Source organism: Halomicrobium sp. HArcht3-1 (assembly GCF_058933345.1).
The window spans coordinates 218,032-243,596 of record NZ_JBZYDM010000005.1 but is presented as its reverse complement, the minus strand read 5'-3'; the positions used below and the strand labels follow the sequence as shown (position 1 = coordinate 243,596).

General features: G+C 65.9%; 28 protein-coding genes. 14 read left to right on the top strand and 14 right to left on the bottom strand.

All coding sequences use genetic code 11. From position 1 onward, the window contains the following. Positions 1 to 258: 258 nt before the first annotated feature. Positions 259 to 909 (top strand): ferredoxin Fer, encoded by a 651-nt coding sequence (gene fer / locus AC5FRW_RS10980; protein WP_493568498.1) that lies wholly within the window; start codon positions 259 to 261, stop codon positions 907 to 909. An 86-nt stretch (positions 910 to 995) separates the two neighbouring features. Here fer and AC5FRW_RS10975 read toward each other — a convergent pair whose 3' ends face one another. Further along, on the bottom strand, positions 996 to 1,700 hold the full coding sequence (locus tag AC5FRW_RS10975; RefSeq protein WP_493568497.1) for a DUF1028 domain-containing protein: 705 nt from the start codon (positions 1,698 to 1,700) through the stop codon (positions 996 to 998). A gap of 213 nt (positions 1,701 to 1,913) precedes the next feature. Between AC5FRW_RS10975 and AC5FRW_RS10970 the strand changes: the two genes are divergently transcribed. Then, positions 1,914 to 3,179 carry a DUF6498-containing protein gene (locus AC5FRW_RS10970; protein ID WP_493568496.1) on the top strand — a complete coding sequence of 422 codons (1,266 nt, stop codon included), beginning with the start codon at positions 1,914 to 1,916 and terminating at the stop codon, positions 3,177 to 3,179. 40 nt (positions 3,180 to 3,219) lie between these two features. On the opposite strand, the gene AC5FRW_RS10965 is transcribed toward AC5FRW_RS10970, so the two are convergent. Next, the gene (locus AC5FRW_RS10965) at positions 3,220 to 3,894 is read right to left on the bottom strand and encodes a helix-turn-helix domain-containing protein (protein ID WP_493568495.1); all 675 of its coding nucleotides are present in this window, start codon (positions 3,892 to 3,894) and stop codon (positions 3,220 to 3,222) included. Between the two features lie 89 nt (positions 3,895 to 3,983). Here AC5FRW_RS10965 and AC5FRW_RS10960 point away from each other — a divergent pair, with 89 nt between their 5' ends. From AC5FRW_RS10960 to AC5FRW_RS10935, 6 genes are all read left to right on the top strand, one after another. Next, positions 3,984 to 4,733, top strand: coding sequence for a cupin domain-containing protein (locus AC5FRW_RS10960; RefSeq protein ID WP_493568494.1), 750 nt, complete (start codon positions 3,984 to 3,986; stop codon positions 4,731 to 4,733). After that, entirely contained in the window at positions 4,733 to 5,572 is an 840-nt protein-coding gene (locus AC5FRW_RS10955; RefSeq protein WP_493568493.1) for a CPBP family glutamic-type intramembrane protease, read from the top strand. Before AC5FRW_RS10960 ends, AC5FRW_RS10955 begins: the two co-directional genes overlap by 1 nt. 193 nt (positions 5,573 to 5,765) lie before the next feature. Next, complete coding sequence (locus AC5FRW_RS10950) at positions 5,766 to 6,122, top strand: cell division protein SepF (protein WP_493568492.1); 357 nt, start codon at positions 5,766 to 5,768, stop codon at positions 6,120 to 6,122. Positions 6,123 to 6,212: 90 nt separating this feature from the next. After that, positions 6,213 to 7,172, top strand: coding sequence for an ABC transporter ATP-binding protein (locus AC5FRW_RS10945; protein ID WP_493568491.1), 960 nt, complete (start codon positions 6,213 to 6,215; stop codon positions 7,170 to 7,172). Then, positions 7,169 to 7,942 (top strand): ABC transporter permease, encoded by a 774-nt coding sequence (locus tag AC5FRW_RS10940; RefSeq protein ID WP_493568490.1) that lies wholly within the window; start codon positions 7,169 to 7,171, stop codon positions 7,940 to 7,942. The genes AC5FRW_RS10945 and AC5FRW_RS10940 overlap by 4 nt, the downstream gene beginning before the upstream one ends. A gap of 146 nt (positions 7,943 to 8,088) precedes the next feature. Next, positions 8,089 to 9,327 carry a COG1470 family protein gene (locus AC5FRW_RS10935; RefSeq protein WP_493568489.1) on the top strand — a complete coding sequence of 413 codons (1,239 nt, stop codon included), beginning with the start codon at positions 8,089 to 8,091 and terminating at the stop codon, positions 9,325 to 9,327. 284 nt (positions 9,328 to 9,611) lie between these two features. Here the strand turns inward: AC5FRW_RS10935 and AC5FRW_RS10930 are convergent, their stop codons facing one another. Then, positions 9,612 to 10,004 (bottom strand): DUF5611 family protein, encoded by a 393-nt coding sequence (locus AC5FRW_RS10930; protein WP_493568488.1) that lies wholly within the window; start codon positions 10,002 to 10,004, stop codon positions 9,612 to 9,614. Positions 10,005 to 10,030: 26 nt separating this feature from the next. Then, entirely contained in the window at positions 10,031 to 10,885 is an 855-nt protein-coding gene (locus AC5FRW_RS10925; protein WP_493568487.1) for a DUF7093 family protein, read from the bottom strand. A 161-nt stretch (positions 10,886 to 11,046) separates the two neighbouring features. On the opposite strand from AC5FRW_RS10925, the gene AC5FRW_RS10920 reads away from it, so the two are divergent. Both AC5FRW_RS10920 and AC5FRW_RS10915 read left to right on the top strand, forming a co-directional pair. Beyond that, positions 11,047 to 11,340, top strand: a complete 294-nt coding sequence (locus AC5FRW_RS10920; RefSeq protein ID WP_493568486.1) for a DUF6432 family protein — start codon at positions 11,047 to 11,049, stop codon at positions 11,338 to 11,340. A 48-nt stretch (positions 11,341 to 11,388) separates the two neighbouring features. Continuing rightward, complete coding sequence (locus AC5FRW_RS10915; RefSeq protein ID WP_493568485.1) at positions 11,389 to 11,949, top strand: maltose acetyltransferase domain-containing protein; 561 nt, start codon at positions 11,389 to 11,391, stop codon at positions 11,947 to 11,949. Positions 11,950 to 12,009: 60 nt separating this feature from the next. Here AC5FRW_RS10915 and AC5FRW_RS10910 read toward each other — a convergent pair whose 3' ends face one another. Continuing rightward, positions 12,010 to 12,972 (bottom strand): WD40/YVTN/BNR-like repeat-containing protein, encoded by a 963-nt coding sequence (locus AC5FRW_RS10910; protein WP_493568484.1) that lies wholly within the window; start codon positions 12,970 to 12,972, stop codon positions 12,010 to 12,012. Positions 12,973 to 13,388: 416 nt separating this feature from the next. Next, positions 13,389 to 14,162 carry a hypothetical protein gene (locus tag AC5FRW_RS10905; RefSeq protein ID WP_493568483.1) on the bottom strand — a complete coding sequence of 258 codons (774 nt, stop codon included), beginning with the start codon at positions 14,160 to 14,162 and terminating at the stop codon, positions 13,389 to 13,391. 91 nt (positions 14,163 to 14,253) lie between these two features. On the opposite strand from AC5FRW_RS10905, the gene AC5FRW_RS10900 reads away from it, so the two are divergent. Next, positions 14,254 to 15,030 carry an MOSC domain-containing protein gene (locus AC5FRW_RS10900; protein ID WP_493568482.1) on the top strand — a complete coding sequence of 259 codons (777 nt, stop codon included), beginning with the start codon at positions 14,254 to 14,256 and terminating at the stop codon, positions 15,028 to 15,030. A 27-nt stretch (positions 15,031 to 15,057) separates the two neighbouring features. On the opposite strand, the gene AC5FRW_RS10895 is transcribed toward AC5FRW_RS10900, so the two are convergent. The 4 genes from AC5FRW_RS10895 to uvrA all read right to left on the bottom strand — a co-directional run bounded on the left by AC5FRW_RS10895 (position 15,058) and on the right by uvrA (position 20,693). Then, on the bottom strand, positions 15,058 to 15,945 hold the full coding sequence (locus AC5FRW_RS10895) for a redoxin domain-containing protein (protein ID WP_493568481.1): 888 nt from the start codon (positions 15,943 to 15,945) through the stop codon (positions 15,058 to 15,060). Between the two features lie 63 nt (positions 15,946 to 16,008). Beyond that, a complete protein-coding gene (locus AC5FRW_RS10890) occupies positions 16,009 to 17,244 on the bottom strand; it encodes an MFS transporter (protein WP_493568480.1) in 1,236 nt (411 codons plus the stop codon). A gap of 51 nt (positions 17,245 to 17,295) precedes the next feature. Continuing rightward, positions 17,296 to 17,580, bottom strand: coding sequence for a hypothetical protein (locus tag AC5FRW_RS10885; protein WP_493568479.1), 285 nt, complete (start codon positions 17,578 to 17,580; stop codon positions 17,296 to 17,298). A 143-nt stretch (positions 17,581 to 17,723) separates the two neighbouring features. Further along, complete coding sequence (gene uvrA, locus AC5FRW_RS10880) at positions 17,724 to 20,693, bottom strand: excinuclease ABC subunit UvrA (RefSeq protein WP_493568478.1); 2,970 nt, start codon at positions 20,691 to 20,693, stop codon at positions 17,724 to 17,726. Positions 20,694 to 20,791: 98 nt separating this feature from the next. On the opposite strand from uvrA, the gene AC5FRW_RS10875 reads away from it, so the two are divergent. Both AC5FRW_RS10875 and AC5FRW_RS10870 read left to right on the top strand, forming a co-directional pair. Further along, complete coding sequence (locus AC5FRW_RS10875) at positions 20,792 to 21,373, top strand: LURP-one-related/scramblase family protein (RefSeq protein ID WP_493568477.1); 582 nt, start codon at positions 20,792 to 20,794, stop codon at positions 21,371 to 21,373. Between the two features lie 59 nt (positions 21,374 to 21,432). Continuing rightward, the gene (locus AC5FRW_RS10870) at positions 21,433 to 22,878 is read left to right on the top strand and encodes an LVIVD repeat-containing protein (protein ID WP_493568476.1); all 1,446 of its coding nucleotides are present in this window, start codon (positions 21,433 to 21,435) and stop codon (positions 22,876 to 22,878) included. Positions 22,879 to 22,889: 11 nt separating this feature from the next. Here AC5FRW_RS10870 and AC5FRW_RS10865 read toward each other — a convergent pair whose 3' ends face one another. From AC5FRW_RS10865 to AC5FRW_RS10855, 3 genes are read right to left on the bottom strand one after another with little or no spacing between them, the layout of a single operon-like run. Next, on the bottom strand, positions 22,890 to 24,278 hold the full coding sequence (locus AC5FRW_RS10865; RefSeq protein WP_493568475.1) for a ribonuclease FAU-1 family protein: 1,389 nt from the start codon (positions 24,276 to 24,278) through the stop codon (positions 22,890 to 22,892). Next, positions 24,275 to 24,649, bottom strand: coding sequence for a DUF7532 family protein (locus AC5FRW_RS10860; RefSeq protein ID WP_493568474.1), 375 nt, complete (start codon positions 24,647 to 24,649; stop codon positions 24,275 to 24,277). The genes AC5FRW_RS10865 and AC5FRW_RS10860 overlap by 4 nt, the downstream gene beginning before the upstream one ends. 44 nt (positions 24,650 to 24,693) lie before the next feature. Further along, positions 24,694 to 24,867 carry a preprotein translocase subunit Sec61beta gene (locus tag AC5FRW_RS10855; protein ID WP_493568473.1) on the bottom strand — a complete coding sequence of 58 codons (174 nt, stop codon included), beginning with the start codon at positions 24,865 to 24,867 and terminating at the stop codon, positions 24,694 to 24,696. Positions 24,868 to 24,964: 97 nt separating this feature from the next. On the opposite strand from AC5FRW_RS10855, the gene AC5FRW_RS10850 reads away from it, so the two are divergent. After that, positions 24,965 to 25,231 carry a thioredoxin family protein gene (locus AC5FRW_RS10850; RefSeq protein WP_493568472.1) on the top strand — a complete coding sequence of 89 codons (267 nt, stop codon included), beginning with the start codon at positions 24,965 to 24,967 and terminating at the stop codon, positions 25,229 to 25,231. Between the two features lie 61 nt (positions 25,232 to 25,292). Here AC5FRW_RS10850 and AC5FRW_RS10845 read toward each other — a convergent pair whose 3' ends face one another. Further along, entirely contained in the window at positions 25,293 to 25,559 is a 267-nt protein-coding gene (locus AC5FRW_RS10845; RefSeq protein WP_493568471.1) for an ArsR family transcriptional regulator, read from the bottom strand. Between the last annotated feature and the right edge of the window lie 6 nt (positions 25,560 to 25,565).

Below are 25,565 nucleotides of genomic sequence, written 5' to 3'. Positions count from 1 at the left end.
CGATGAAAAAGGTCGTCGGGCAAGGTCGTCGAGTTGATCCACCACGTCGGCGACGACCTGTTCGAGTTTTCGGTGTAGAGATCGGCATACCGCGCCGAAGGCGCGGTTTCACCGGTCCGAACAGCGTGAGGACCGGCCGTTCTACTCAGGAGAGTGTCCGGAGCGAAGCGAGGTTCACACGAATCCTACACTATCATTCGTGACTTACCAAACGTGGGAGGGCGAAGGTTTAACCCCGTTATACAGCTAGAATCGGGCGTGGCGTCCCCGTTCGAGATTCTCGAAATCGACGACGGCGCGAGCGACGAGGAAATCGAGCGCGCCTACCGTGAGCGCATCAAGGAGACCCATCCAGATCACGGCGGCTCACTGGAAGCGTTTCAGGCGGTTCGGGAAGCCTACGAGCGGGCGCTCGCGGGCGAGTGGAACGAGCCCCAGAACGGCCATCGCGAGGACGACCGCGAGACAGAGACATCGGGACCGATCCAGCCCCGCGTCGAGTACCTCGATTACGAGGTGCTCGATGACTTCGGCTGGGCAGTCGACGACGAGGACCTCTTCGAGAAGGCGGCCGCCGCAGACCTCTCGGAAGCGGACTACGGCCACTTCTACGTGCAGCCTCGCGAATCCGTGCTCGAAGCCGCCGAGCGCAACGGCTTCGCGTGGCCCTTCGCCTGCCGGGGCGGGGCGTGTGCGAACTGTGCGGTCGTCATCGTCGAGGGCGAACTGGCGACGCGCGTCGACCACGTCCTCCCCGACGAGATGGTCGAGCGCGGGTTTCAGCTCTCCTGTAACGGCATCCCGATCTCCGACGAGCTACAGCTACTGTACAACGTCAAGTCGATGCCGGAACTGGAGGACCTCTTGCTCCCGCCTCGCCCGTTCGAGCAGGCCCACTCCGACGACTGATACGGATGGTTGTAGCGATGTACCGGTGAGCGTACCCCGTAGCGATGCTCACCGGTACGCAACGACAACGCTCCGTATGAGTCGGTTCACTCGCCGTCGCCGTCGTCGGACTGCTCGTCTTCGTACTTCGAAAGCGCCGTCTCGTAGCTCTCGCGAGCCAGTTCGAACGTTTCTCTGAGGTCTGCAATCGGGGTCTCGGTCGCGTCGACTCGGAGGTCGCGCCAATAGGGTTCTGCGGCTTCGTCTTCGGTGGTCGCGACGGCGAGGGCCCCACTCTGGACCGACAGTTCGGTGCGCTTGTCGCCCCCCGCTTCGTGGCCCGCTTCGAGCGCGTCGATCAGGCGCTCTGCCAGTGGCGCGTCGTCGTCGCGGCCGGCTTCGTAGGCCGCTGCCGTCTCGTCGATCACGTCGCGACCCGTCAGGAGGTTTCCGGCGACGGTGTAGCCGTCGCCGATGACATGTCCGAACCACTCGCCGCAGTCCTCGCCGGAGAAGGCGAACTCACCGTCGGCATCGACGCCGTGGAGCTGGCGCTCGGGCTTGCCCTCGTCAGTGGCGAGCAGCGCTTCGAGTGCGTCCGCGACCGCGAGTCCGTCGTCGATGTACTCGATGCCACGTCGCCCGAGGTCGACGTTGACGTGACTCTGGGTCGCGACCGCGCCATGTTCGCTGACGAACGGACAGAGCGTCCCGACCGCCGCGAGTCGGGTCGTCACCGCGACGCCAAAGCGTGTCTGTTCGTCGCCCTCGTCGTCGGTGTAGTGCTCTCTGACGCAGATGCTGAACGTCACGGCAGTACGTTGGACGGGAACGGCAAAACTGGTGGGGCCTCTGATCGACCCAGTCTCGGCCGTTCGGTGTCGGTGCTTACCGAACGCGTGTTTCACGACCGGTGCGGAGAGCCGCCGTCACGAGGGACCGCGACTCTGTTGGAACAGGAGTGTCGCTTGCGACGCGGTCGAGAATCCCGTCATTCATAGTTCGTTCCATCCTACGCGTCGGTAGTGCCCTCCATTCGACGGATGCTCGGCGGCGAGACGAGCCGTCGAACCGAACTCCTCGGTGTCGTCGCTGCGAACGCGGTCCCGCTCGTCGGCGTCGTCGCGCTCGACTGGAGCGCGACCGCGCTGCTCATGCTGTACTGGCTCGAACTCGGGGTCGATTCGTGCTGGGCGCTCGTTCGAGCGCTGTTCGCCGGTCGCCCGCCGGACCTCGAAGCGGACGCCTTGCTCGTCGGGCCACTGGCGGCGCGACAGCCGACGTTCTCGATTCCGGGTACCGATCTGGTGGTCTCTCTCGTGACGGTCGCCAGACTCCCGGCCATCGTCCCGATCTTGCTCGTCGTCTGGCTCCTTGCCGGCGCGCTACTCGTCGGCCCGCTGCCCGCGGCCAGTTCCGACACGCTCGCGTCCGTGATGCTCGCGACCATCGCCATATTCGTGACGACCGGCGCGACGACGGTACGCAGCTACTTCCTCGATGGCGACTACCGCGAGCACAACGCACGAACGGCCGTCAGCGGGCTGTTATTCCGCATCTGTACCGTCTTTGTCGGTGCGCTCCTCACGCTGGCGTTCATCACGGCGGCGACCGAGGGGCCGGACGCAGAGATCGGCAGCCTCGATCCCGGTGTCGTGGGGCTACCGCTGCTGGTGATGATCGTCCTGTTCAAGTTCACGTCCGATTATCTGGGTGTCTACAGTGATCGCCTCGCACTCTATTTCACGTCCTACGACCGCCAGTACGGCTGGCAGGCCCCGCCGCCGGAACCGAGTCCTATCGACGAGACGCTGCCGGACGCACCCGAGTCCGTCCGACCGGTTCGCTGGGGTCGGGTGGTGGGTGGCCTGATCCGATTTGCGGACCATCCGGGCACTGCCTACATCGGCGGACTGGGATTGCTCGTGGCGGGCCTGTTCGCGCTCGGACAGGCGTGGCTCGTGGCTGCCGCGCTCGTGGCGGTCAGCGTCGCCGTGCCCATCTGCCTCCTGTGTCTGGATCAGCTATTCAGGTACGGAGCCGTCGAGTATCGTATCGCTCCCGACCGCGATGCCATCGTCGCGTACGACCAACTCTTCGAGACGCCACTCTGGCACATCGAGTCGTGGGACGAGCGCGGCGTTCGTGTCGTACGGACCCCGGTCGATAAGCTACTGGGCACCGAGACGGTCGTCATCGACCACGGTGAGGGCGAGTTTCGTCTGCCACATCTGCCCGACAGCGAGCCGATACTGACGGTGTTCGATCGGGAGCCAGCGCGGCCCGATTGACTGACGGACAGCGCCTTCTCCGTGGGCGTCGTCCAGCGGTTTACGCATCGACCCCGAACTCGTCTAACACGTCGGCGACGAGGTTCGCTTCTGCTTTCTGGAGGTGGTCGCTGGCTGTCGGCGGCGCACAGCCCAGTTCGGCGGCGATGTCTTCGTGGGTCGCCTGCCGAGGTCGGTTGTAATAGCCGAGTTCGAACGCCACCGTGATGGCTTCGCGCTGCCTGTCGCTTAGCTTCGCCACCGGATCGTCGGCCTGCCATCGGAGGCGACCGATCTCGTCGATCTGTACCTCCACGCCATCGGGGGCCGCTTCGAGTGCGCGCTGGAGTGGCGCAGCGTCGCCGACTACCCGCGCCGACATGGTCCGGTCACGATAGACGATCGGTTTGCGGACGATGATCCCCGCCTGCCTGCTCGCCCGGTGGATGGCGGCGAACAGCGGCGTCTCCAGTGGTCGCATGACGACCAGCACGTACGTCCGGCCCTGCGTCGTCTCCGACAGTTCCACCGACTCGATGCCATCGGTGTCGGCCGCCCGGTCGGCAAGCGTCGCCGGATCACCGTCGACGGCGTACAGGATCGTCGCCTGTTCGCCGGTCGTCATGCTCCAGTCGACCAGTCGGGTCTCTTCGATGGCCGGCGAGTCTGCCAGCAACTCGAAAAACTCCGGTGTCCGGTCGTCGTCGACGTGGACGGTCACTTCGAGGTGCTTCACGACTCCGCCATCGAACGAGGGGGGATTAAAGCCCACAGACATACCTCACAGAAGTCCCATTCCGCGGCGGATCGTAGCACGGTGCAGTGATGGACTCCGAGACGCAGTCCGGCGAGCAGGGATCGACTGCCGACGATGACACACCCCTGCGAACCGGTCGCCCGCTCGTCGATGGTGCCCCGACCGACGGTCCGGCCCTCGAACTGTCCCCCGACAGCGCTGCCGGCACCCTCCTCCGACAGTCACCCAGTCCGCTCGTGTCCGATCCCGTGACCAAGACGTGGGCGACACTGCTGGAGCGGCCAGCGTCGGGGCACACTGATCGCCCCGTCCTGATCCAGTGGGTGTCCCCGGACTCTCCCGCGCCGCCCGTCCATCACCATCCGACGACGGAGACGTTCCGGGCGCTCGAAGGCACCGTCACCGTCGTCTGCGATGGCGACCCGGTCCAGCTTCGCCCCGGAGAGTCACTGACCGTCGAGCCAGGGCAACCACACACGTTCCGCAACGATACTGACGAGACCGTCGCATTCAGAGCCGAACTGCCGTCGATGCAGACGGTCAAAGGTCTCTACACTGTCTGGGCACTGGCCCACGAGCGGGGACCCGACGAGGATGGCACCTATCCCGGCCCGAGGCCGGTGCAATCGCTCGTGGTCGCCGCTGACCTCGCCGACGAGACGACGATGACGGCGATCCCACTGCCCCTCCAGCGACTCCTCTGGGCGACCGTCGGGCGGGTCGCTCGCATCGCAGGCACGACCGGCATCGACGACGCCTTCCTCGACGCTGCGTTCTGGAAGCGACACGTCGAGCAGCCATCGTGGGGGGGCGAGTGATGTCGCGTACTGCCCCGTCGTTGCCGACCTTCGAGCGTGGACTGGCGGTTCCCGTCGCCGCGTACCTCGCCGTGATCGGCGTCCTGACGGCTCTCATGTTCACAGTTCAGACGCCCTCGCCTCCGCCCGTCTTGGGGATGGCCTGGGGCGTGTTTCTCGCCGTCCTCGCTCTCGGTGCCGCCCGTCTGGAGGGCGTCTCACCACGCTCGCTCTTCCCGTCGGCTCGCACGCTCGGTCCCGTGCTCGCGATTCTCGTCGCGTTCTGGGGCGCGTACAATCTCGCCGCGTACGCGCTCGCTCTGGTTGGCGTTCCCGGCTTCGATGCCGCGTGGTCGCGAGTCGCTGCCCATCCACTCCCGTATCTCGCGGCGCTGCTCAGTTCCCTCCTGTTTACCGCGATCCCGGAGGAACTGCTGTTTCGGACGTACCTCCAGCAGAAGTTCGTCGCGGTGGCCGGTGGCGACACGCGCCGTGCGGTCGCGCTCGGCGTCGGTGTTGCGGCGGTCCTGTTCGCCCTCTTCCATCTTCCGCGGTGGTTCCTCGCGTCCGGGCACGGGATCGGGTCCCCGCTGGCGATGCGGCTCGCTGGACTGACCGTCATGGGTCTCACTTTCGGGCTGATGTACGTGCTCACCGGAAACGTCTGGCTGGTCGCGCTCTTCCACGCGACGATGAATCAGCCACCGGTCTTGCTCTCGATGGAGCTTCCGTCCGAACTCCACCTGATCGTCGCCCTCGTCGAATCTGTCGCCATCCTCACGATCACGTTCCTCTCCGGGTACGTGGCCGAAACGGACGGGCTGGCGCTCGCCCAGCCCCGAAACGAGGGCGCGTCCTGAAAGCCGACTCAGTGACCACTCGCCTGACTGCCACGACAGCCCAGCCGTGTGAACGCCGTACTCGTGGCTCCAGCAGCGACGTGGTCCGTTACTGCGGACGGTGTGCTCGGGGTGGCTCGATACGACCCGAACGTGCAGACGAAAAAGGGCGTCTGACGCAAAGCATAAACCACCGGAGACCGCCACACAGGGTATGGGACTGATGAGCAAGATCCTGGGCGAGTCAGGGTCCTCACGGGTCACGGAAGATTACGTCGAGCTATCGGCCGACGATCTCGAAGCCGGTGTCGAGGCCACACGACAGGTTCGGATCGCCCGCATCGGCGACAAGCAAGACGTCATCGAGATCAAGGACGCGGTGTACGACGGTGACATCGTCGTCGCCGACATCACGCGCCACAGCACGCAAGATCGGACGATGGAACAGATCACGGACGAACTCAAGCGGGTCGTCAACGAGGTCGGTGGCGACATCGTCCAGAAAGACGACGACCAGCTCATTATCACGCCCGCGGGCGTCGGGATCAGCCGCGAGCGCCTCGGCGAGTAGTTCGGCCTTCTCCTGTATTTTCTGTCACGCCTCGGCCACGTCAGCGACCGTTTCGAGAGCGTTAACTGACTGGGTAGTCAGGCTAGTGCAATGACTGATCCTGCGATCCGCGCCCGTGAGCTGACGAAGCGCTACGGCGACGTGCAGGCACTCGACGGCCTCAGCCTCACTGTCGAGGCCGGGGAGTTTTTCGGCCTGCTCGGACCGAACGGCGCGGGCAAGACGACCTTTATCAACACGCTCGTCGGTCTCGTCCACGCCGACGGCGGCGAGGCGGCCGTGTTCGGCTACGACGTCGAGGACGACTATCGCGAGGCCCGCGACGCTATCGGCGTGGCACCGCAGGAGTACAACGTCGACCGCTTTTTCCCGATCCACGAAGTCTTAGAGCACAAGGCGGGCTATCATGGCGTCCCCGAGGCAGAAGCCGAGGAACGGGCAGCCGAGGCACTGAAGACGGTCGGCATCTGGGACAAACGCGACACGCGCTTCGACTGGCTCTCCGGCGGGATGAAACGCCGGTTCGTGCTCGCGCGGGCGCTCGTCTCGGACCCGGACCTGTTGATTCTCGACGAGCCGACGGCCGGCGTCGACGTCGAACTCAGGCGCGACCTCTGGGAGCTGATCACGGATCTGAACGACGCCGGAACGACGATTCTGCTGACGACTCACTACATCGAAGAGGCGGAACGGCTCTGTGATCGTGTGGCGATCATGGACGACGGCCGGAAAGTCGAGGTGGCGACGCCAGACGAACTGATGGCACGTGGCAGCGACACCATCGAGGTCGGTCTCGAATCGCTGCCGGCGACGCCCCCGACACTCGACATCGACGGCGTCCAGAACGTCCGCATCGAGGACGGCTACCTGCTGGCGACGGCGGCCGGCGGGAGCACACTTGCCCCCCAGATCATGCGCGACCTCGAAGCGATGGGCCACACCGTCACGTCGCTGGACGTGCGCCGGGCCTCGCTCGAAGAGGTGTTCGTCGACATGACGCGGGCCGATCAGGGCGGCGACGACGCGGTCGAGATGGAGGCCCAGCCATGAGCGCGACCGGGTTCAAGACCCTGCTCAAGCGCGAGATTCTGCGGTACGTCCGTCGGCCGCGAAACACTTTCTTGCCGCCCATGATCACGAACGTCCTGTACTTCGCCGTCTTCGGCGTCGTGCTTGGTGGGACCATCGAACGTGGCGGGAGCGGCTTCGAAGGCGGCTACACCCTCTTTATTCTGCCCGGACTGGTGGTGCTTGGCACCATCTCGAACGCCTTCGAGAACGCCTCGTTCTCGATCTTTCACGGTCGCTGGAACGAGTACATCCACGAAGTGCTCACCTCGCCGCTGTCCCACACCGAGATGGTACTGGCCTACGTCACCGCTTCGGCGCTGCGGGGCCTGATCGTCGCCGGCATCATCTGGGTGATCGGCATGATCTTTACGCCGGTCCAGGTCGCCAACCCCTTCTATCTCGTCGCGTTCATGCTCGTCATCCCGACGCTCTTTGCGGGCTTTGGCGTCATCGGCGGCCTCTGGGCGGAAGACTTCGACTACCTGACGGTGCTGACCCAGTTTATCATCCGCCCGCTGGTGTTCTTCGGCGCGGTGTTCTACCCGCTGTCGGCACTCTCGGGCATCTGGCTGCAGGCCTCCCTCCTGAATCCGATGGTGTACATGGTAAACGGTGTTCGCTACGGCGTCGTCCCCGGCGCGGCCGACATCGAACCGAACACCTCCCTGATCGTGCTGACGGCGCTGACGGTGGCCGTAATCGCCGTCGACATCGCCCTCGTCCGGCGGGGGTACGGGCTGGTCGAGTAGGCGACCCCCAGTCGTTCCGAAGACGCTACGTCCGGCGGTCGCCACAGCTGTCTTCCCGAAGATATTTAGTCACTCCACAATCAGTTTCGTTTGAACCCCGTTACCTTGCCCTCCATGCAGGGATCGAGGGGTCGCCAGAGATATCCATGCAACAGAGAGTCCTTTCACTGGTCCTCGTCGCCGCACTGATCGTCCCCGCCGCCACCAGCGGCGCGGTCGTGCAGTCGGCAACGGCGACCAGTGTGGCCGAGGAGACAGCATCGACACAGCAAACGAGTGAGAACTACACGCGACTGTACGTCGACGACCAGTACCGCTCGCTGGAACTCAAGCCCGGCGAGAGCGAAACGCTCAACGTCACCGTCGAGAACGGTGAGGACGAGTCGGTGACGCTGTCACCCCACCTCTACGTTCCCCAGCTGGGCCGCCAGCCGGTCGAGCAGTCGTGGGTGACCATCGAGGGCGGCAACATCACGCTCGACGCCGACGAAGAGCGGACGGTGACGATCACCGTCGACGTGCCCGACGACGCCGAGATCGGTCGGTACAGCGGCATCGTCGCCTTCACAGACGAGCGGATCAGCTACCCCGGGCAGCCGGTGCGCCCGGTCCACATGGCCCAGTTCTCGCTCGAAGTGTGGGAGGAGCCGACCGTGACGATCGAGAGCGACGAATGGCTCTCCTCGCAGGTCCAGAGCGGCGAGACGACCACGCAGGAGATCGTCATCAGCAACAGCGGCGAGGAAGCCGTCCCGCTGAACCCGACGATCAAGACCGAGCGTCGATCGTCCCACCGGATGGGTGGGGAGCCACTCGACAAGTCCTGGTTCGAGATCGACGCCCCGAGCGAGATTCCCGCCGGTGAGAGCGCCACCGTCGAGGTGACGATCCGACCGCCGTCGTCGGCCGACCGGGGCCGTTATAACGCCGAACTCGATCTCGGCGTTCGCGATCCGGCCCGTCCCGACGACTCGAACTACTGGCAGCAGATCCACGTCGGCTTCCAGGTCTGGGAACAGCCAGACGAGGCCTTCGAGACAGATGTCGCCGTCGCCAACGGCACCGAGTCGATGACGCTGACGCTGTCGACCCGCCAGCAACCCAACACCGAGCGGACGACGCCGCCGTCCTTCGACGTGACGTTCGTCGCGCCAAACGGGACGACCGTTACGCCCGAGCGCGTCCAGCAGTCGACGAACGGTCACGTCGATCTCGGTCGCTCCGACGAGCGACAGAACGGTGACTCGCCGTACGCCAACAACGGCGAGGACCGAGAGATCACCTACCGGATCGACGATCCCAGTGAGGGCGAGTGGACGGCACAGATCATGCCCCACAACGCCATCCAGTTTGGCTACGAGATCACGCGCAACGAGTCACGGTAAGCCAACCGCTCACGCTTTCTTTTTCGATAGGAAAACGGCATCCCGGTGTGTCCGGCACGCCGTCCAAACTATGACAGGGCCGTGGCGGACTGGCCCTACCTGCGCCAGTCAGCCACGCGCCTCGCGAGTCTCGCTCGCGGCCCGGATACTTTCGATCGTGACTGCAGTCACGACGCTCCGCCTCCGGTGTGGCGTATGTTAATAATTGACATGCATGTACTTGAACGTATCGCTGGTCGCCACTGTCGGTGCCGATGAGCGTCGAAGGTCAGGAGAACAGAGAGCTAGACGTTGTCAGGGGCCTCGGCGTCGTCCTCGACGGAGCGTTTCATCGAGTCGCGCCGGGCTTTGGCGTCGCGGCCGGTCGCCTCTTCGAGGAAGTCGTTCTTGGCGGCGACGGCGTCCTGTGCCGCGTCGGCGTTCCCCTCGGCGATGACATCTTCGGCGTCACGTTCGTCGATGTGGAGCGCGAGCTTGTTTTTCTTGCCGCTGTACTCGACAGTGCCGGCCACGACGCGCTCGAAAACGGGATTCTTCGGGTCGTCGACGACCAGCAGGTCGCTGTCTTTTCGTTCCTCTGTGTCGGTGATCTCGCCGAAGTAGTCCTCGACGAACGCTTCCATGTCGGGAACGCGGTCTTCGAGGTGCTCGCCGCGACGCATCTTGTACTCTCGCATGGAAGTCGATTTGTACTGGCCTTGCCTTACTCTTTTCGCGTTTCGTCTTCTGGCTCGTGGACGAGGTTGCCCCGGCGACACTCGGGGCAGAAATCGCCCCGGCGCAGCGAAGAGGACTCGACTTCCGTCCTGAAGTCACACTCGGGGCAGCGGAACTGTCCGTCGGGGACCGTCAGCGTCGTCGCCTCCGTCGCCTGCTCTTCCTCGTCGTCCTCGTCGATCGAGCCGATGGTGTCTGGCTGCCACTCGTCGTCGCCCGTATTCGGCTCTTCGGGCCACTCTCCGGGCTGGCGACCTTCGTCGTCGCCGTGCTCGGTGTCCTCGTCGATGATGACCGCGTCGTCCTGTTCGTCGCCGTCGTCGGTCACCGGATCGGCCGTGACGGTGCTCTCCTCGATGTCGGCGTCGACGGTCGGATCGGCCAGCTCTTCGTCGACGGCGTCGTCGCTGTCAACCGGTTCGTCGGACTCGGCGTCGATGATCTCGGCGCCCGTGTCGGGTTCGCTTCCCTCCGGTGGTGACGGCGTCGTGTCGTCGCTGTCGTCGCTGCCGTCGCTGTCGTCGCTCGTCGTGGTGTCTGTCCCACCGACGATCTCCGAGGCCGACAGTTCCTCGCCTGCGGCCGCCAGTTCTTCCTCGTCGACGCTGTCGGCCGTTTCGTCGCCCACCGACGCCTCGTCGCGGTCGAGTTGCGCCTCGTCGTCGGGCGTCTCGATCGACGTTACCTCTTTGTTCTCCGAGACGACGCGTTCGCTGCCACAGCGGTCGCAGGTTTCGATCTCGCGAATGGTGATAACCACCTCGCTGCCCTGCTCCTCGCGGTCGCGTTCGACAGTCGTCTCTCCGTACGCGTGCCCGAGCACGGAGCATTTGAGACCCATTGTCACGACATGGCCCGCTCCGAGTGATAAGCCTACTGCTTGGGGAGACGGTCGAGGTGGTTGTGTGATAGTGGTCACGTACACACAGCGTCGCGGTCGGGCACTCGGTAGCGGCCGTGACGAGGGATAGACCCAAGAGGTCGCCGCGACTACGATGACGTATGAGAGCGAAGCCGGAGTATCGCGACCGGCCCGACACGGAGGTCGCGGTGCTTGATGCCCTCGCCGACCGTCCCGACGACGGGATGACGGTCTTCGAACTCCGGTCACGGGTCGACGTCGACATCGACCGTCTGGAGGAGGCCCTCGCCGCACTGAAGGGCGACGGCCTCATCGAAGTCACGAACAACGGCGACCGGACGGAGATCACACCGGAGTCAGGAGTGGTCGGTCCGTACGATCCCGAAGCGGAGGAGTCGATGCTCGACGCGATCAAACGCCGCCTGCCGCTGTAGCCGCCCGCCCGCGACAACATTTACTTGACCGGCCTGTCAGGAACGGACATGGACACGGAGAAAGCGAAGATGCTCGCCGGGGAGCTGTACGATCCCAGCGATCCACGGCTCGTCGAGGAACGTCGGCACGCTCGCGAGGTGCTCCGCGCGTTCAACCGATCCGAGGGTCCCGTCGCCGACGCCCAGCACCACCTGCAGGACCTGTTCGGGTCGGCGGGCGAGGACATCTTTGTCGAACCGCCCTTTCGCTGTGACTACGGCTACAACATCCGGGTCGGCGACGACTTCTACGCGAACTTCGACTGTGTCGTCCTGGACGTGTGTCCCGTCACGTTCGGCGACGAGTGCATGCTCGGGCCGGGCGTCCACGTCTACACGGCGACCCACCCACTCGACGCCGAGGCACGTGTCGCCGGTCGTGAGTACGGCAAGCCAGTCACCGTCGGCGACCGGGTCTGGATCGGCGGGCAAGCAGTGCTCAACCCCGGCGTAACCGTCGGTGACGACGCCGTCATCGCCTCCGGTGCGGTCGTGACCGAGGACGTGCCCGACAATGTCGTCGTACAGGGCAACCCCGCGACGGTCGTGAAAGAACTGGACGAGGAGTGACTCGCTCAGTGAGTCGTCTCGTCTGTAAACAGCGAGTCACTCCGACGAGTAACGACGCGGTCAGACGACGGCCACCCCGCGCGGGACCTGGTGATATTCGGTGTCCCACGCCAGTTCGAGCTGGTCCCACTGCCGTCCGTCCTCGCTCGTGAACACACCGTGGTTGGTCAGTGCGTAGAACCGCCCGTCGAGTGTCCCGAGCACCGGCCGGGCGAGTCCCTCGGGACCGGGAAGCCCGGTCATCGCACGCTCCCAGCCGCCCTCGACGCGGCGATAGACGGCGGACTCGCCGTCCGTGCGATGGGCCGAGCGGGCACCGCTCGCGGCCGAGACGACCACGTCGTCGGGGTCGGTGCCCACGGCGAGCCCCCAGACGTAGCGATGTTCCAGCCCGTCCTGCGGGGAGCGCCACGTCTCACCGCCGTCGGTCGACTCGGCGTAACCGTCGCCGGCGGCGGTGTACACTCGCCCCGGCGCGTCGGGGTGGGTCGCCAGCGTGTGGTTGTCCCGCCGTGCCCCCTCGGGATGGTCGAGCCACGTCTCGCCGCCGTCCTCGCTACGGACGAGTGCGCCGGCCTCGATGGCGACGTACAGCCGCTCCGGATCGGCGGGATCGACCGTGATCCAGCGGACGTGGTGCGTGTGAGGCCGTGGCGGGAACGACCAGCGCGACTCGGAGGGGAGGTCCTGCAAGCCCGGTCGCTCCGTCCACGTCTCGCCGCCGTCCGTCGAGCGATACACCCGCGACGGTTCGGTGCCCGCCCAGATCACGTCCGGGTCGTGGGGGCTGATCGTCACCGCCGTCACGCGGTCGTCGGTCGCGAGCGTCGTCGTCCAACTGTCGCCTCCGTCGGTGCTGTACTCAAGCCCATCGTCGACGGTGCCGACGAACACGCGTTCGGGCCGCTCGGGCGACGCGGCGACACAGTCCAGCGCGCTCGCCACCGGGCGCTCGTGGGCCAGCCAGTCGTCCTCCCGGATCACCAGCAGCCGGTCGTCGAGTGCGGCGTAGAGTGTCGTCATACGCTGTGGCTACGATGGCCGGGCACAAAACCGCTCCCCGGCTCTGCAGCTAGCATTCAGCTAAGAAATGCAGAGAAGCGATGTTGAGGAATCGAAAGCCCTCGCAGCGCTCGCCCTTTCATCCGCCAGGATTCGGATGCGGATCCGTCTGAACCCTTGGTGGATGAAAGGGCGAGGCTTGGTCCGAGGGTCTGCGACGGCACTATCCGAACGAAGTGAGGATATCCGTCACAGACCCCCGGAGCATGCCGAGGGCTTTCGATGCGTCGTCTCCAGTTTGGACCGCTTATCAGAACACTGCGCTCCGAACCGGACAACTGCGACAGTCCATCTCTCATACGGACGGTTGTAGCGATTGACCGGTGAGCGTCTACCCCGTGGCAACGCTCACCGGTAAGCAACTACAACTTTCCGTATCAGACGTACCGCAGGCCGACCATCACGAACACGATCGAGAGCTGCATGAGTCCCTGAATCCCGCCCAGCCGCGCGTTTCGAAGCCCGATTTCGCCGATCAGGTCGGTGTCGGGCTCGGCGGAGGCGATCTGTCGGTAGATCCTGATCTCGCCGGGGAGGATGACGCCAAAGCCCTGTAGACCGAGCAGCGTGACGATGCCGAGCGCCGCCAGAATCCACGGCGAGGTCGTCGTCACCATCGCGGCCAGTGCGGTGCCGGGCAGCGTCGTCGCGAGGTACGCCCCGGAGCCGACGAGCGCGACGCCGAGGACGGTCAGCGTACGGCGGTCGGTCAGTGCGTCGAACTGGGAGCCAAGCAGGAGGACGATCGGGACCGTGTTGACGGCGGTGAAGACGGCGAGCCACTGCTCGGCGTAGGCGAACGTCGTCACTTTCAGCGCCAGCGTGATCCCGCCGGCGATGGTGACGAGTGCGAGCGACGGCATCAGGAACGTCATCTTCGGCGTGAATCGGCCGAAGAAGTCGGCCCGTTGCTCCGGGTCCAGTCCACCGACGACCGGCCCGAGGACCGCACCGATGAACAGGTCGATCCCCGTCCAGAGGACGCCGGCCATCACGTGGACGTATGTCAGCGCCCGCACGTCGTTGCTCGCGAGCGCGCCCGCAAGCGCCGCCAGCGGGACGACGACCGCCCCGACCGCGAATGCCTTGTTCGCCTGCTCTGCGAGTCCACCGAGACCCCACGCTGGTGTCTCCACTGTCGACTGTGCCATGGGCGTGTTCATCGGTCAAACGGTGAAAAAACCACGTGTCGCCGACGACGGTACGAAGCGTACAAGGCCGTTGTCGACAACTGTGACACCAATGGCAAGGATCGAGCGGCTTACGGTCTACCCCGTCAAGGGGCTGGACGGCATCGACCGCGAACAGGCCGCCGTGACGCCCGGTGGGACGCTCGCCCACGACCGCGAGTTCGCCTTTTTCGACGACGACGGCGAGGTGCTCAACGGCAAGCGGACCGACCGCATTCATCGCCTCGACACCGACTTCGACCCGTCGACGGGCGAACTCGTCGTCGCGTTCGACGGCGAGCGCAGGCAATTCGACCTCGCCAACGACGCCGACCGGGCCAGCGCGTGGTTCTCGACGGTGTTCGACAGCGACCTCCACCTCGAACGCGACCGCGAACTGGGCTACGTCGACCGCCGGGAGATGGGGCCGTCAGTGGTCTCGACGGCGACGCTCCGGGAAGTCGCGTCGTGGTTCGACGCGCTCACGGTCGACAGCGTGCGCCGACGGCTCAGAGCGAACGTCGAGGTCGCCGGTGTGCCGGCGTTCTGGGAGGACCGCTTCGTCGGTGCGGACGCCCCGTCGTTCGCCGTCGGCGACGACTCGCCAATCAGATTCGAGGGGGTGACGCCGTGTGGTCGGTGTGTCGTCCCCGAGCGCGACCCCGACACCGGCGAACCGACACCGTCGTTCCGCGAGCGCTTCCTCGAACGACGGGAAGCGACGTTTCCGGACTGGGCCGATTTCGACGCCTTCGACCACTACTACACGCTCATGCTGATCGCCGCTGTTCCGGAGCGCGACCGAGAACAGACACTCGCGGTCGGTGACGACGTGTCCGTCGTCGACTGATACGGAGTACGAGCGCCGGTCGCTGCCCTACGCCGTCGTGCCTTCGGTGACGGACGCCGGGTCGCTGTCCGGTTCGGGTAACGTCTCGCCACGGACCTTCTGGAGGGCTTCTTCGGCGGCTTCGCGACGCTCGCTTCGCTTCTCGGTGTTGCCTTTCCGCGACGCCGTGGCGAACCCGGCGAGCCACTCGGCGGCCTCCCAGTAGGTCGTCGCCGTCACGCGGCCACGGCTGTTACGCTCGCGGATCGCATCGCCGTCGGCCAGTCGCTGCCCGGTCGTGAACGTGTCCGTCGCCTCGCCGAACTCGTCACAGGCTTCGGTAAATGCCGACCCGGCCAGTCCCCAGTTGCCCGACTCGCAGTGTTCGAGACCACTGGAGAGATAGCGCCGTCCTTCCCGGTAGTGTGCGTAGCCGACGCGGTAACTCCCCTGTGCCGACCGATCGGGCGTGATCGACCCGAGCTGGTCGCGCAACTCACGGAAGTCCGGCATCCCGCCCGCGTGCGATGCGCGCCACTCGTGGACGACGACACCCCGGTAATCGACGACGAACACCGCGCGCTCGGCCAGTGGCTGGCCGCTCTCACCGGTCGCCGCCACGTCGTAGTCCGCGGCGACCGCCCCATCAGGGTCGCTGACGAGTGCGACGTCGACGCCCGCCTCCTCGGCGAAACGCTGATGACTGTACACCGACTCCGGCGCGACGCCGATCGCCGTGGCGTCCGCCTCAGTCGTCAGTTTTCCTATCGCGCGCAACAGTGCGGCGCTCTGCCCGGCCTTCGGTCCGAAGTTCGAGGGGTAGAACGCGAGGACCACCACCGACTCCCCGACACGTGAGTCGAGGCTTACTCGTTCGATCTCTCCCGCGACGACCCCCGGTCGCGAGAACGGTATTGCTTGCTGCTGACCACCCATTCCTTGTCACCTAGTAGGTAGCTAACACGTTCCTCATCATGAACCTTTGGTTCGATACGTCAATCATCGATCCAAAAGCCACAGCAGTATCGTCAGTGCCGTTGCTCCGACGAGGGCCAGCGCCAGCAGGCTGAAGGCGAGGCCGAAACTGGCGACCTCCGAGAGCCAGCCGACGACCGCTGGCGCGACCGCGCCGGCCCCCATCAGGAGCGTGCGGACGACGCCGAGACTCCCGCCGGCCACGTCCTCGGGGACGACCGTCATCAGATACGCGCCTCTGACCGGCCGGTAGCCGTGTGCGCCAAGCCCGAGCGCCACCACGGCCCCGCCCAGCACGAGCGGGCCAGCCGTCGCCGACAGCGCGATGATCCCCACAAGCCCCGCTGTCGCGACCGAGAGCGTCAGGACCAGCACGGGGGCCGTCCCGACGCGGTCGCTGGCCTCGCCAGTGACGAGCTGGACGAGCGAGACGACAAAGAGCGCGCTAAAGAGGAGGTTCGCCGTCGCCATCGAGAGGACACTTTCCTCGGCGAGATACAGCGGCAGGAACGCGACCGTGCCGTTGTAGGCAAACGAAAACAGGATTGTCACGGCGACGAACGCGCTGAACTGCCACTCGCGGAACAGCCGCAGGTAGTCACCGACCACGGCACCGTCGCTCGCTGCGCTCGTCTCGGCTGTCTCGGTATCGGGCGACTGGGCCGAAGGGAGCCGTTTCGGGACGCGGTGGACGAACGCCGCCGCCAGTCCGACGGTCGCCAGCCCACCCGCGAGAAAGACGAGTCGCCACGACGCGCCCGCAACGAACGCGACGCCACTGACGGCGACGACTGCGGCCGGCGCGGCGACGCCCCCGAAGGTCCCGAACGTGTCGAAGACGCCCAGCGCGCGCCCGGTCCGGTCGGGGTAGACGCCAGAGAGGAGGCGGACGGCGACGGTCTTGTACGCCCCCGTACCGGCCCCCATCAGCACCATCGCACCCGCGAGCACCCAGAACGGCGCGTCGACCACGAGGACGAGCGCCCCCGTCGCCGCCACGGCCGCGCCGGCAGCGATCACCCGAACTGATCCGAGCCGGTCGGCCAGCGCGCCGGAGGGGAACTGCATCGCCGCGTAGACGAGCATGAACCCTGTAAAGGCCGTTCCGAGCACCGTTCGCGAGACGCCGTAGCTCTCGCCAAGTGTTCCGAACAGCGGCGGAAAGGCATAGCGCAGGAACTTCCCGAGGAACCACAGCGACGCCGTCAGCACGAGCGCGTCGAAGCGAGCCAGCCCACGGAGTCGCGTGGCGAGCGTCACAGTTGCTCCAAGGCCGGGTCGGACGGAAATACGCGTCGAAGCCGGCCGGGCCTACCCCGTGTGCCAGTAGCGCCAGAGACCGACGACCACCATCGCACCGCCGAGTACGATCATCACCGTGGCGAACGGTGGCCGGACCGCCGTGGTACAGTCCGCGAGTCCGCCCCGCGCCGTGGTGAAACAGACGCTCTCACCGATAGCGAGTGCGAGTAGCAGGAGGCCGGTACCGACGAGCGTGATCGTGAGCAAACGCCGGGTCGCCACTGTCCGCCGTCGCGAGAGTTCGTCCCAGCGCTCGCGGACACGCTCGTGTTCCCGGTCGGTGCCACGCTCCATGTCCGATCACACTTCGGTGTGCTAACACATACCACTTCCGCTGTGAGCGGAGACTGTCGGAACACAGGTCGGTCCACTTTTTTCGTGGTTCGATGTCGCTGACCCAGTCCGTCAGTCGTCGAGCACGGCGGATGAGGACTCAATCAGTCGTCGTCCGCGGCTGGCTGGGCCACGTCACGATCGGCGCGCGGTCCCTCCAGATCCACTTTCGGCAGCAGATCACGGAGGTACTCGCCCGTGTAGGAGTCGTCGTCGCGTGCCACTTCCTCCGGTGTCCCTTCGGCGACGATGGTCCCGCCGTTTTCGCCGCCTTCGGGACCGAGGTCGACGATGTGGTCGGCGTTCTTGACGAGGTCGAGTTCGTGCTCGATGACGACGACGGTGTTGCCCTCGTCGGTGAGGCGGTGGAGCACGTCGATCAGTTTGCGCTCGTCCTCGTGGTGCAGGCCGGTCGTCGGTTCGTCCAGCAGGTACAGCGTCTCGCCGGTGTCTTTCTTGCCCAGTTCCTCCGCGAGTTTGATCCGCTGGGCCTCCCCGCCCGAGAGCGTCGTCGAGGGCTGGCCCAGTTGCATGTATCCGAGGCCCACGTCCTTGAGGAGCTTCAGCCGCCGCCTGATGCCGGTGTGGCCCTCGAAGAACTCGTAGGCCTCCTCGACCTCCATGTCGAGCACGTCGGCGATGGTGGCGTCCTTGTAGGTCACGTCGAGGGTCTCGTCGTTGTAGCGCGCACCGTCGCACTCCTCGCAGGGGACGTACACGTCAGAGAGGAAGTTCATCTCGATCTTGACAGTGCCCTGTCCGCCACAGGCCTCACAGCGCCCGCCCTTGACGTTGAAGGAGAATCGGCCCTTCTCGTAGCCCCGCTGTTTCGAGAGGCTGGTCTCGGCGAACAGTTCTCGGATATGATCGAAGACGTTGGTGTAGGTCGCGGGGTTCGAGCGTGGTGTGCGACCGATCGGCGACTGGTCGATCAGCCGGACGGTCTCGATCTGATCGATCCCTTCGATGTCGTCGTGCTCGCCGGGGTTCACGTCGGTGTCGTTCATCCGACGCACGAGGCCCTTGTACAGCACGTCGTGCATCAGGGTCGACTTCCCGGAGCCAGAGACGCCCGTGATCGCGGTGAAGTTTCCGATGGGGAGGTCCACGTCCAGATCGGCGAGGTTGTGCTGGCGTGCGCCGACGACGGTGAGTGCGCCGTCGCCGTCCCGACGCTCCTCTGGGACCGGAATCTGGCGCTCCCCGGCCAGATAGTCGCCGGTGACGCTGTCCTCGCAGGCGATCACCTCGTCCATGTCGCCGTTGACGACGACCTCGCCGCCCCGTTTGCCCGGCCCCGGACCCATGTCGATGATGTTGTCGGCCCGGCGCATCGTCTCCTCGTCGTGTTCGACGACGAGCAGCGTGTTCCCGAGGTCGCGCAGTTCCGCGAGCGTGTTCAGCAGGCGGTCGTTGTCGCGCTGATGGAGACCGATCGACGGTTCGTCGAGCACGTAGAGGACGCCGACGAGGCCGCTCCCAATCTGCGTGGCGAGCCTGATACGCTGGCTCTCACCACCCGAGAGCGTCGACGCTTCGCGGTCGAGCGTCAGGTAGTCGAGACCGACCTCGCACATGAACCCGAGGCGAGCGCGGATCTCCTTGAGTATCTCCTCGGCGATCTTGGTGTCGCGTTCGTCCAGTGACTGTTCGAGTCCCTCGAAGTGTTCGAGGGCGTCGCCGATCGAGAGGCGATTGACCTCGGTGATCGACGTTCCTTCCACGAGGACGTTCCGGGACTCGGCCTTCAGACGCGACCCCTCACACTCCGGGCAGGTCGTGACGGCCATGAACTCCTCGATGTGCTCGCGGGCGCGGTCGCTGTCGGTCTCGACGTGGCGGCGTTCGAGGTTCGGAATGACGCCCTCGAAGCGCTCGGTCTTCTCTCTGGTCCCGTTCTTGGTGCGCCACTCGAAGTGGACGAGCGAGTCCGTGCCATAGAGGAACTGGCGCTGGATCGACTCGTCGAGGTCCTCGAAGGGCGTGTCGAGCGAGACGCCGAAGTGGTCGGCGACGTTGTCCAGCTGTCGGGAGTAGTAGGTCCGGTCGTAGCTCCACGGTTCGAAGACGTGTTTGAGCGGCTTCGAGGGGTCTTCGATCACGAGGTCCTCGCTGACCTCCTTGGTCTCGCCCAGCCCCTCACACTCCGGGCAGGCCCCGTGAGGGCTGTTGAAGGAGAACGACCGCGTTTCGATCTCGGAGATGTCGATCCCGCAGTGGGTACAGGCCAGATCCTCCGAGAACTCGACGACGAGGCGGTCGCGGTCGCTGTGGTCCTCGCTGTCGCCGGTGCCCGCCAGATCGCCGGTAGAGCGGGCGGTCGCGCCGCCCAGTTCGGTATCCTCGGGTGGGTCGGGCAAGATTACCTTGATGATGCCCTCGCCCTCTTCGAGTGCGGTCTCGACGGAGTCGGTGATCCGCGAGCGAGCCTCGTCGCTGACGGTCACGCGGTCGACGATCACGTCGATCGTGTGGTCGTAGTTCTCGTCCAAGTCGGGGTCGTCCATCGTCAGGTCGTACGGTTCGCCGTCGACCTCGACGCGGGCGTACCCCTCGCTGGTGAGGTCGGCAAAGAGGTCCTCGAAGGCTCCTTTCTGGTCGCGCACGACCGGTGCGGCAATCTTCGCACGCGTCCCCTCGGGGAGTTCGAGGATGCGCCGGACCATGTTCTGGGCCGACTGTTCGCCGACCTCGCGGCCACACTCCGGGCAGTGGGGCGTGCCGATCCGGGCATAGAGCAGGCGCAGATAGTCGTGGAGTTCGGTGACGGTCCCCACAGTCGATCGGGGGTTGTTGGCGGCGTTCTTCTGGTCGATGGAGATAGCGGGGGACAGGCCTTCGACGGTCTCGACCTGTGGCTTGTCCATCTGGCCGAGGAAGTTCCGGGCGTAGGCCGACAGCGATTCGATGTAGCGGCGCTGACCCTCGGCGTACACCGTCTCGAAGGCCAGCGAGGACTTGCCCGATCCCGACAGTCCCGTCACGACCGTCAGTTCCTCCCGTGGAATCTCAACATCGATGTCCTTGAGGTTGTGTTCCTCCGCACCGCGGACCTCGATGTACTCTCTTGTCATCTATCGCCCCCTGAGGACTGGGGGCGTGAAACGCTGTCGGTCCCGCCCGACCGGCAAGTGGCAGGAAGCTTATGCCGGTACCGCTGCAGGGCCGATACATGAGTATGGGTGTGGCCCTCGACATCGCAGGACTGGATCTGACCGACGACAGCTATACCGTCGAGCAGTCGTTGATCCGCAACAAGTACAAGGCGATGGATCAGGCCGGCAACGTCGTCGTCCGCGGGAAACAGAAGATGCTGAAGATGAAAGAGGAGTTCCCCTTCGTCGACGGCGACGGCAACGACGTGTTCACCGTCAAGGCCGGCGGGATCATCGACGTGGCCGGTAACTACGTCCTGACCGACGCCCAGACCGGCGAGGACCTCGTGATCCTCGACAACGACTTCTCGATCCTCCAGGACACCTGGCGGATCAAAGACGCCAGCGACCAGCGCGTCCTCGCGAAGATCGACTCCCGGGGCGCTGGGGTAACGCTCGCCCGCAATCTCCTGCCGTTTGGAGCCTTGATCCCGCACAAGTACGAGATTACCGACGGCAACGGCGACCACGTCGGTTCGATCGACGGTCAGTTCTCGTTCCGCGACCGCTACGAGATCACCATCGACGACGCCAGCGACGTGCCCAAAGAACCGATCGTCGCCGCCGCGATGGTCATCGACGCGATTCAGGGCAACTGAAAGCATCGCCTCTCGAACGACAGCACAACGCTTCTACGTCGTCGGTTCCCAGTTAGCGTATGCGCCGCCGGTCGGTCCTGCGGAGTCTCGGCAGTGCACTCGCGCTCGCCAGCGTCGGCGTCGCTGGTGCCCATCCGACAGCGACGGGTAACGGGACCCCACCAGCTGAGACCCCCGATAGCCAGCCGCTGGGAACCGTCTCGGTTCCCGATACTCGCGAGATGGTCCTCGGCGACGACCGGACGACTGCCTACGTCGCGACGGTCGATGGCTTCGCCGTCGTCGACGTTGCCGACCCGACTGCCATGTCGGTACTGGCCCGCCAGCCGGTGCTTTCCGAGCACGAGGACGGCCCACTCGGTGGCATCTGGGACCTGCACGTCGACGGCGACCGCTTGCTCGTCGCCGGCCCGGCAAACGGTCGTGCGCCGCTGTGGGGCTATGGCTACTTCGACGTGTCCGATCCGGCCAGCCCCGAACAGATCGGGGCTCACGAGACCGACTTCTACGCACACAACTGCTTCTTGCAGGACGGCGTCGGCTACTTCACCGGGGGCGGGATCGAGGGGAGTCCGCTCGTGGTCCTCGATGCCGCGTCCGGCGCGGAACTGGCTCGCTGGAGCGTCCGCGATGCCGACGGCCGCTACGCCGACCTCCCGTTCGGTATGATCAATCTTCACGACGTGTGGGTCGACGGCGAGTACGCCTATCTCGCCTACTGGGACGCCGGGACGTGGTGTCTGGACGTGTCGGACCCTGCCGATCCCACGCTCGTCTCGCAGGTGCGGGGACGGCCCGTCGAGGAGCTACTCGACATCGAGGACTACAGTCGCGAGCGCACCGAGCCGCCGGGGAACGACCACTTCGTCACCGTCGACGAGTCGGGCGACCTGCTCGGGATCGGCACCGAATCGTGGGCCGTCGACCAGCGCCCGCCGGGCGGTCCCGGCGGCATCGCGTTCTACGACGTGTCCGACCCCGGTGCTCCCGAGCGGTTGGGCGAGATCACACCGCCGCCGACCCCGGACCCGACCCGCGCGGGCGTCTGGACGACGAGTCACAACTTCGAACTGATCGAGGGGCGATGCTACGCCTCGTGGTATCAGGGCGGGGTGACCGTCCACGACGTGAGCGATCCGGCCGACCCGGTCGAACGCTTTCGCTGGCGTGACGCCGACCGCGGGAAGTTCTGGGCGGCACAGCTTGCCGCATCGGGCGATTTCTTCGTCGCGGCCAGTATCGGTGCGTTCGGCAGAAACACAGACGAAGCGGACTCGCCGCTGGAAGCCGGCCTGTTCGCGTTCCCCGATCCGTCCGAGGGGGCGACGCCGGTGACGACAGCGGCGTCAGCCACGACGACACCGAGCGACGGTCCCCCGTCACCGGGACAGGAACCGACGCCGACGAGCACCGAAGGCGCGGGTGCCACCGGTGACGGTCTGGGTCTCGGTGCGGGACTGCTCGGACTGGGTCTCGGTGCGTGGTACCGGCGTCGGTCGAAGTAATCGGTTTCCCGCTACTCCAGCCCGTGCTTGACGGCAGCGGCGACGCTTCTGGCCTTCTCGGCCAGTGCCTCGGAGACGTGGCCCGCCGCGACCGCGGCGTCGAGTTCGTCGTCGTCGACCCGTTCGACGGTCCCGTCGGCGTGCTTGACCACGTCGACGTGGAGGTCGACGTAGCGGATCGCATCGGGGAACACCTCGACGGGCGTACAGACGTTGACGTAGGTGCCGCGCTTGGTTCCATCCGTGCCCTCGTAGACGGTCGGATACCACCAGCGCCCTTCCTTGACCTTCGTCGTCGCCACGTCGCCGGCCTGCCGGTCGACGCCCAGCGCGTCGTACGTGCCGCCGGGCGACATCTCGCGCTCGACGGTCACCGTCCCGTCGGCGTCGACCGACTCGACGCTCGCGTCGCCCAGCGTGTAGCAGTCGCCGTTTGGCTTGCCGTGATCGAGGCGAACGCTGTCACCAGCCTGCGGGCCGAACTGGGCCGTGACGGCCGAAAACGGGAAGTCCTGCTCGTCGGTCTGGAACCCCGCGGCGACCGCCTCGGCCAGATCGACGCCCGCCGATGCGCTCCGAGAGCCGGCCTTGATCCGGTGGTGGCCCGGCATCGTCCGGGTCACGTCGGCACGGACCTCGTCCAGTGCGAAGCGTCCCTCGCGTCCGAACCACACCCACGCCGTCGCTTCGGGTGCAGCGTAGCGGTGTGGTGCTGCGTCGAACGGTTGGGGGGCGTCGGCCAGTGCGTCGTCGACCGTTTCCGCGCGCTCGTTCGCCCGGTCGAGCGCGTCCCCGAGTGCGTCGAGACCGGCGTCGTCGCTGTGTCGTCCCCACGAACTGCCCCAGCCGTCACGGGGATCGGCCGGGAGGATGTCGGCCAGTTCGGGACCGCCGTGGTCGGCGCTGCCCCCGCGCACGAGCGTCAGGAGCGCGCCGTGTGCTCGCACGGTGGTGTCGAGTAGCGGTCGGTCGTCGTCCCACGGCGCTGCTGGCTCGTCGACCTGCACGCGCAGGCGGTCACCCGTCTCGATCCGCTCGTCGGTCTTCGAGAAGGGGAGGTAGCCCTCGCCGTCGCCCAGGTCGACGATGGCCCCGCCGCTCAGTGTCTTGGTCACCTCGCCGGCGTAGAGTGCCCCGCGTGGCGTCGCGTCGGCCCAGACGAAGGTGTCTCGGGAGAGGTCGCCGAGGCGCTCGGCGACGACCTCGACGGTGTCGGGATCGCCCGTGATCTGGACGCCCTGTCGGTCGCCGGTCGTCTCGACCGTCGCCGTTGCGGGGTCGTGGGGCAGATCGGCGTCGAAGCGCTCGACGATCGGCGGCGAGGGCTGGACGACGCCGGGATCGTCGCGCAACAGTTCGGTCAGGGCGGTCGTGTAGATGCCGCGAATCCGCAGTGTCATAGCGGCTCTTTGTCGTGGGCGAAGCGCACGCGGCCGTCGACGGTCGGCCCGAGCGTCAGTTCGACCACCCCGTCACCGAGGACACGTCCGCCTTCGACCGGGACGCCCCACGAATCGAAGCGGAGGTAGCCGCGGATGTCGTCGGCATGGGTAAAGAGATCGAGGTAGTCGAGGGTGTGTTCCTGTACGTCGCTGGCGCTGTGGGCCATCTCCATGTCGGAGTAGATCGTCTCTCGGTCCGCGAAGAACGCTTCCAGATCGGCGGCCGCTGCGTCGGTGGCTTCGACGACCGCCGCCGAGGCGTCTGCGATCTCGTCGGTCGAGAGACCGGCCCCACGCAGTGCCTGCTGCTCGCGCTGGCTGAAGTGCATAGCGGCCGTTGGCGACGGATCGGTGAAAAGTGCGCGGGTCTGGCTCAGAGTGCGCCCATCATGAACAGGGCGTTGAGTGTCAGGATCAAGATTCCAAAGAGGACGCCGAAGGCGACGACCGACCGCGGGTCGAGCCGGATCGTGTTCTGGTCTTCCGCGTCGAAGTACCGAACGAGACCGGCACTGGACATCAGTCCGCCGCTGTCGCTGCTGCTCATACCTCTCTCTGGTCGGCCGGCCGGAGTAAGCCTTTCCCTTCGCGTCCGCTGTGAAAATCCTTATCTGGCCTGCCCAGTTACCTTCCCAAGAGTACCGATGACAGTTACGCTCAAGGACTTCTATGCCGACTGGTGCGGTCCGTGCAAGACCCAGGATCCGATCCTCGAAGAACTCGAAGCCGACTGGGGCGAGGTAAGCTTCGAGAAGATCAACGTCGACGAGGAACAGGACGTCGCCAACGAGTATCAGGTCCGGTCGCTCCCGACGCTAATCGTCGAGAACGACGACGGTATCGTCGAGCGATTCGTCGGCGTCACCCAGCGCGAAGACCTCGAAGACGCCTTGCAGCAGGCCAGCGCGTAAGCCCGACTTCTCACGATTTCGAATAGCGTTTGGGAACGAACGCGAAGCAAACAGAAAACGCTCAGTCAGAGACGGCTGCGTCGGCCTGTTCTGCGCCGGGGTCGGTGATTTCATAGAGGTTCTGGCGCGCGTCGGCGAAGTAGACGTCTTCTTCGATCACGCCGACCTCGTCGAGGCGTTCGAGTGCGTAGCGGACGGTCCGTGCCGAGAGCATCGACTCCTCGACGATCCCCTTCTGGGTCAGGGGGCCGTCGTACTCCAGAACCTTGTACACGAGCTTTGCGCTCGGTGGAAGGTCCGAGATGGCCTCCCCGTCGGATTCGGTCATCACCTG

What these genes read in the sequence shown, in the direction of transcription:
- AC5FRW_RS10960 (WP_493568494.1), top strand. Translation starts at nt 3,984, where the DNA reads ATGGACTCCGAGACGCAGTCCGGCGAGCAGGGATCGACTGCCGACGAT.
- AC5FRW_RS10955 (WP_493568493.1), top strand. Translation starts at nt 4,733, where the DNA reads ATGTCGCGTACTGCCCCGTCGTTGCCGACCTTCGAGCGTGGACTGGCG.
- AC5FRW_RS10950 (WP_493568492.1), top strand. Translation starts at nt 5,766, where the DNA reads ATGGGACTGATGAGCAAGATCCTGGGCGAGTCAGGGTCCTCACGGGTC.
- AC5FRW_RS10945 (WP_493568491.1), top strand. Translation starts at nt 6,213, where the DNA reads ATGACTGATCCTGCGATCCGCGCCCGTGAGCTGACGAAGCGCTACGGC.
- AC5FRW_RS10940 (WP_493568490.1), top strand. Translation starts at nt 7,169, where the DNA reads ATGAGCGCGACCGGGTTCAAGACCCTGCTCAAGCGCGAGATTCTGCGG.
- AC5FRW_RS10935 (WP_493568489.1), top strand. Translation starts at nt 8,089, where the DNA reads ATGCAACAGAGAGTCCTTTCACTGGTCCTCGTCGCCGCACTGATCGTC.
- AC5FRW_RS10930 (WP_493568488.1), bottom strand. Translation starts at nt 10,004, where the DNA reads ATGCGAGAGTACAAGATGCGTCGCGGCGAGCACCTCGAAGACCGCGTT.
- AC5FRW_RS10925 (WP_493568487.1), bottom strand. Translation starts at nt 10,885, where the DNA reads ATGGGTCTCAAATGCTCCGTGCTCGGGCACGCGTACGGAGAGACGACT.
- AC5FRW_RS10920 (WP_493568486.1), top strand. Translation starts at nt 11,047, where the DNA reads ATGAGAGCGAAGCCGGAGTATCGCGACCGGCCCGACACGGAGGTCGCG.
- AC5FRW_RS10915 (WP_493568485.1), top strand. Translation starts at nt 11,389, where the DNA reads ATGGACACGGAGAAAGCGAAGATGCTCGCCGGGGAGCTGTACGATCCC.
- AC5FRW_RS10910 (WP_493568484.1), bottom strand. Translation starts at nt 12,972, where the DNA reads ATGACGACACTCTACGCCGCACTCGACGACCGGCTGCTGGTGATCCGG.
- AC5FRW_RS10905 (WP_493568483.1), bottom strand. Translation starts at nt 14,162, where the DNA reads ATGGCACAGTCGACAGTGGAGACACCAGCGTGGGGTCTCGGTGGACTC.
- AC5FRW_RS10900 (WP_493568482.1), top strand. Translation starts at nt 14,254, where the DNA reads ATGGCAAGGATCGAGCGGCTTACGGTCTACCCCGTCAAGGGGCTGGAC.
- AC5FRW_RS10895 (WP_493568481.1), bottom strand. Translation starts at nt 15,945, where the DNA reads ATGGGTGGTCAGCAGCAAGCAATACCGTTCTCGCGACCGGGGGTCGTC.
- AC5FRW_RS10885 (WP_493568479.1), bottom strand. Translation starts at nt 17,580, where the DNA reads ATGGAGCGTGGCACCGACCGGGAACACGAGCGTGTCCGCGAGCGCTGG.
- uvrA (WP_493568478.1), bottom strand. Translation starts at nt 20,693, where the DNA reads ATGACAAGAGAGTACATCGAGGTCCGCGGTGCGGAGGAACACAACCTC.
- AC5FRW_RS10875 (WP_493568477.1), top strand. Translation starts at nt 20,792, where the DNA reads ATGAGTATGGGTGTGGCCCTCGACATCGCAGGACTGGATCTGACCGAC.
- AC5FRW_RS10870 (WP_493568476.1), top strand. Translation starts at nt 21,433, where the DNA reads ATGCGCCGCCGGTCGGTCCTGCGGAGTCTCGGCAGTGCACTCGCGCTC.
- AC5FRW_RS10865 (WP_493568475.1), bottom strand. Translation starts at nt 24,278, where the DNA reads ATGACACTGCGGATTCGCGGCATCTACACGACCGCCCTGACCGAACTG.
- AC5FRW_RS10860 (WP_493568474.1), bottom strand. Translation starts at nt 24,649, where the DNA reads ATGCACTTCAGCCAGCGCGAGCAGCAGGCACTGCGTGGGGCCGGTCTC.
- AC5FRW_RS10855 (WP_493568473.1), bottom strand. Translation starts at nt 24,867, where the DNA reads ATGAGCAGCAGCGACAGCGGCGGACTGATGTCCAGTGCCGGTCTCGTT.
- AC5FRW_RS10850 (WP_493568472.1), top strand. Translation starts at nt 24,965, where the DNA reads ATGACAGTTACGCTCAAGGACTTCTATGCCGACTGGTGCGGTCCGTGC.
- AC5FRW_RS10845 (WP_493568471.1), bottom strand. Translation starts at nt 25,559, where the DNA reads ATGACCGAATCCGACGGGGAGGCCATCTCGGACCTTCCACCGAGCGCA.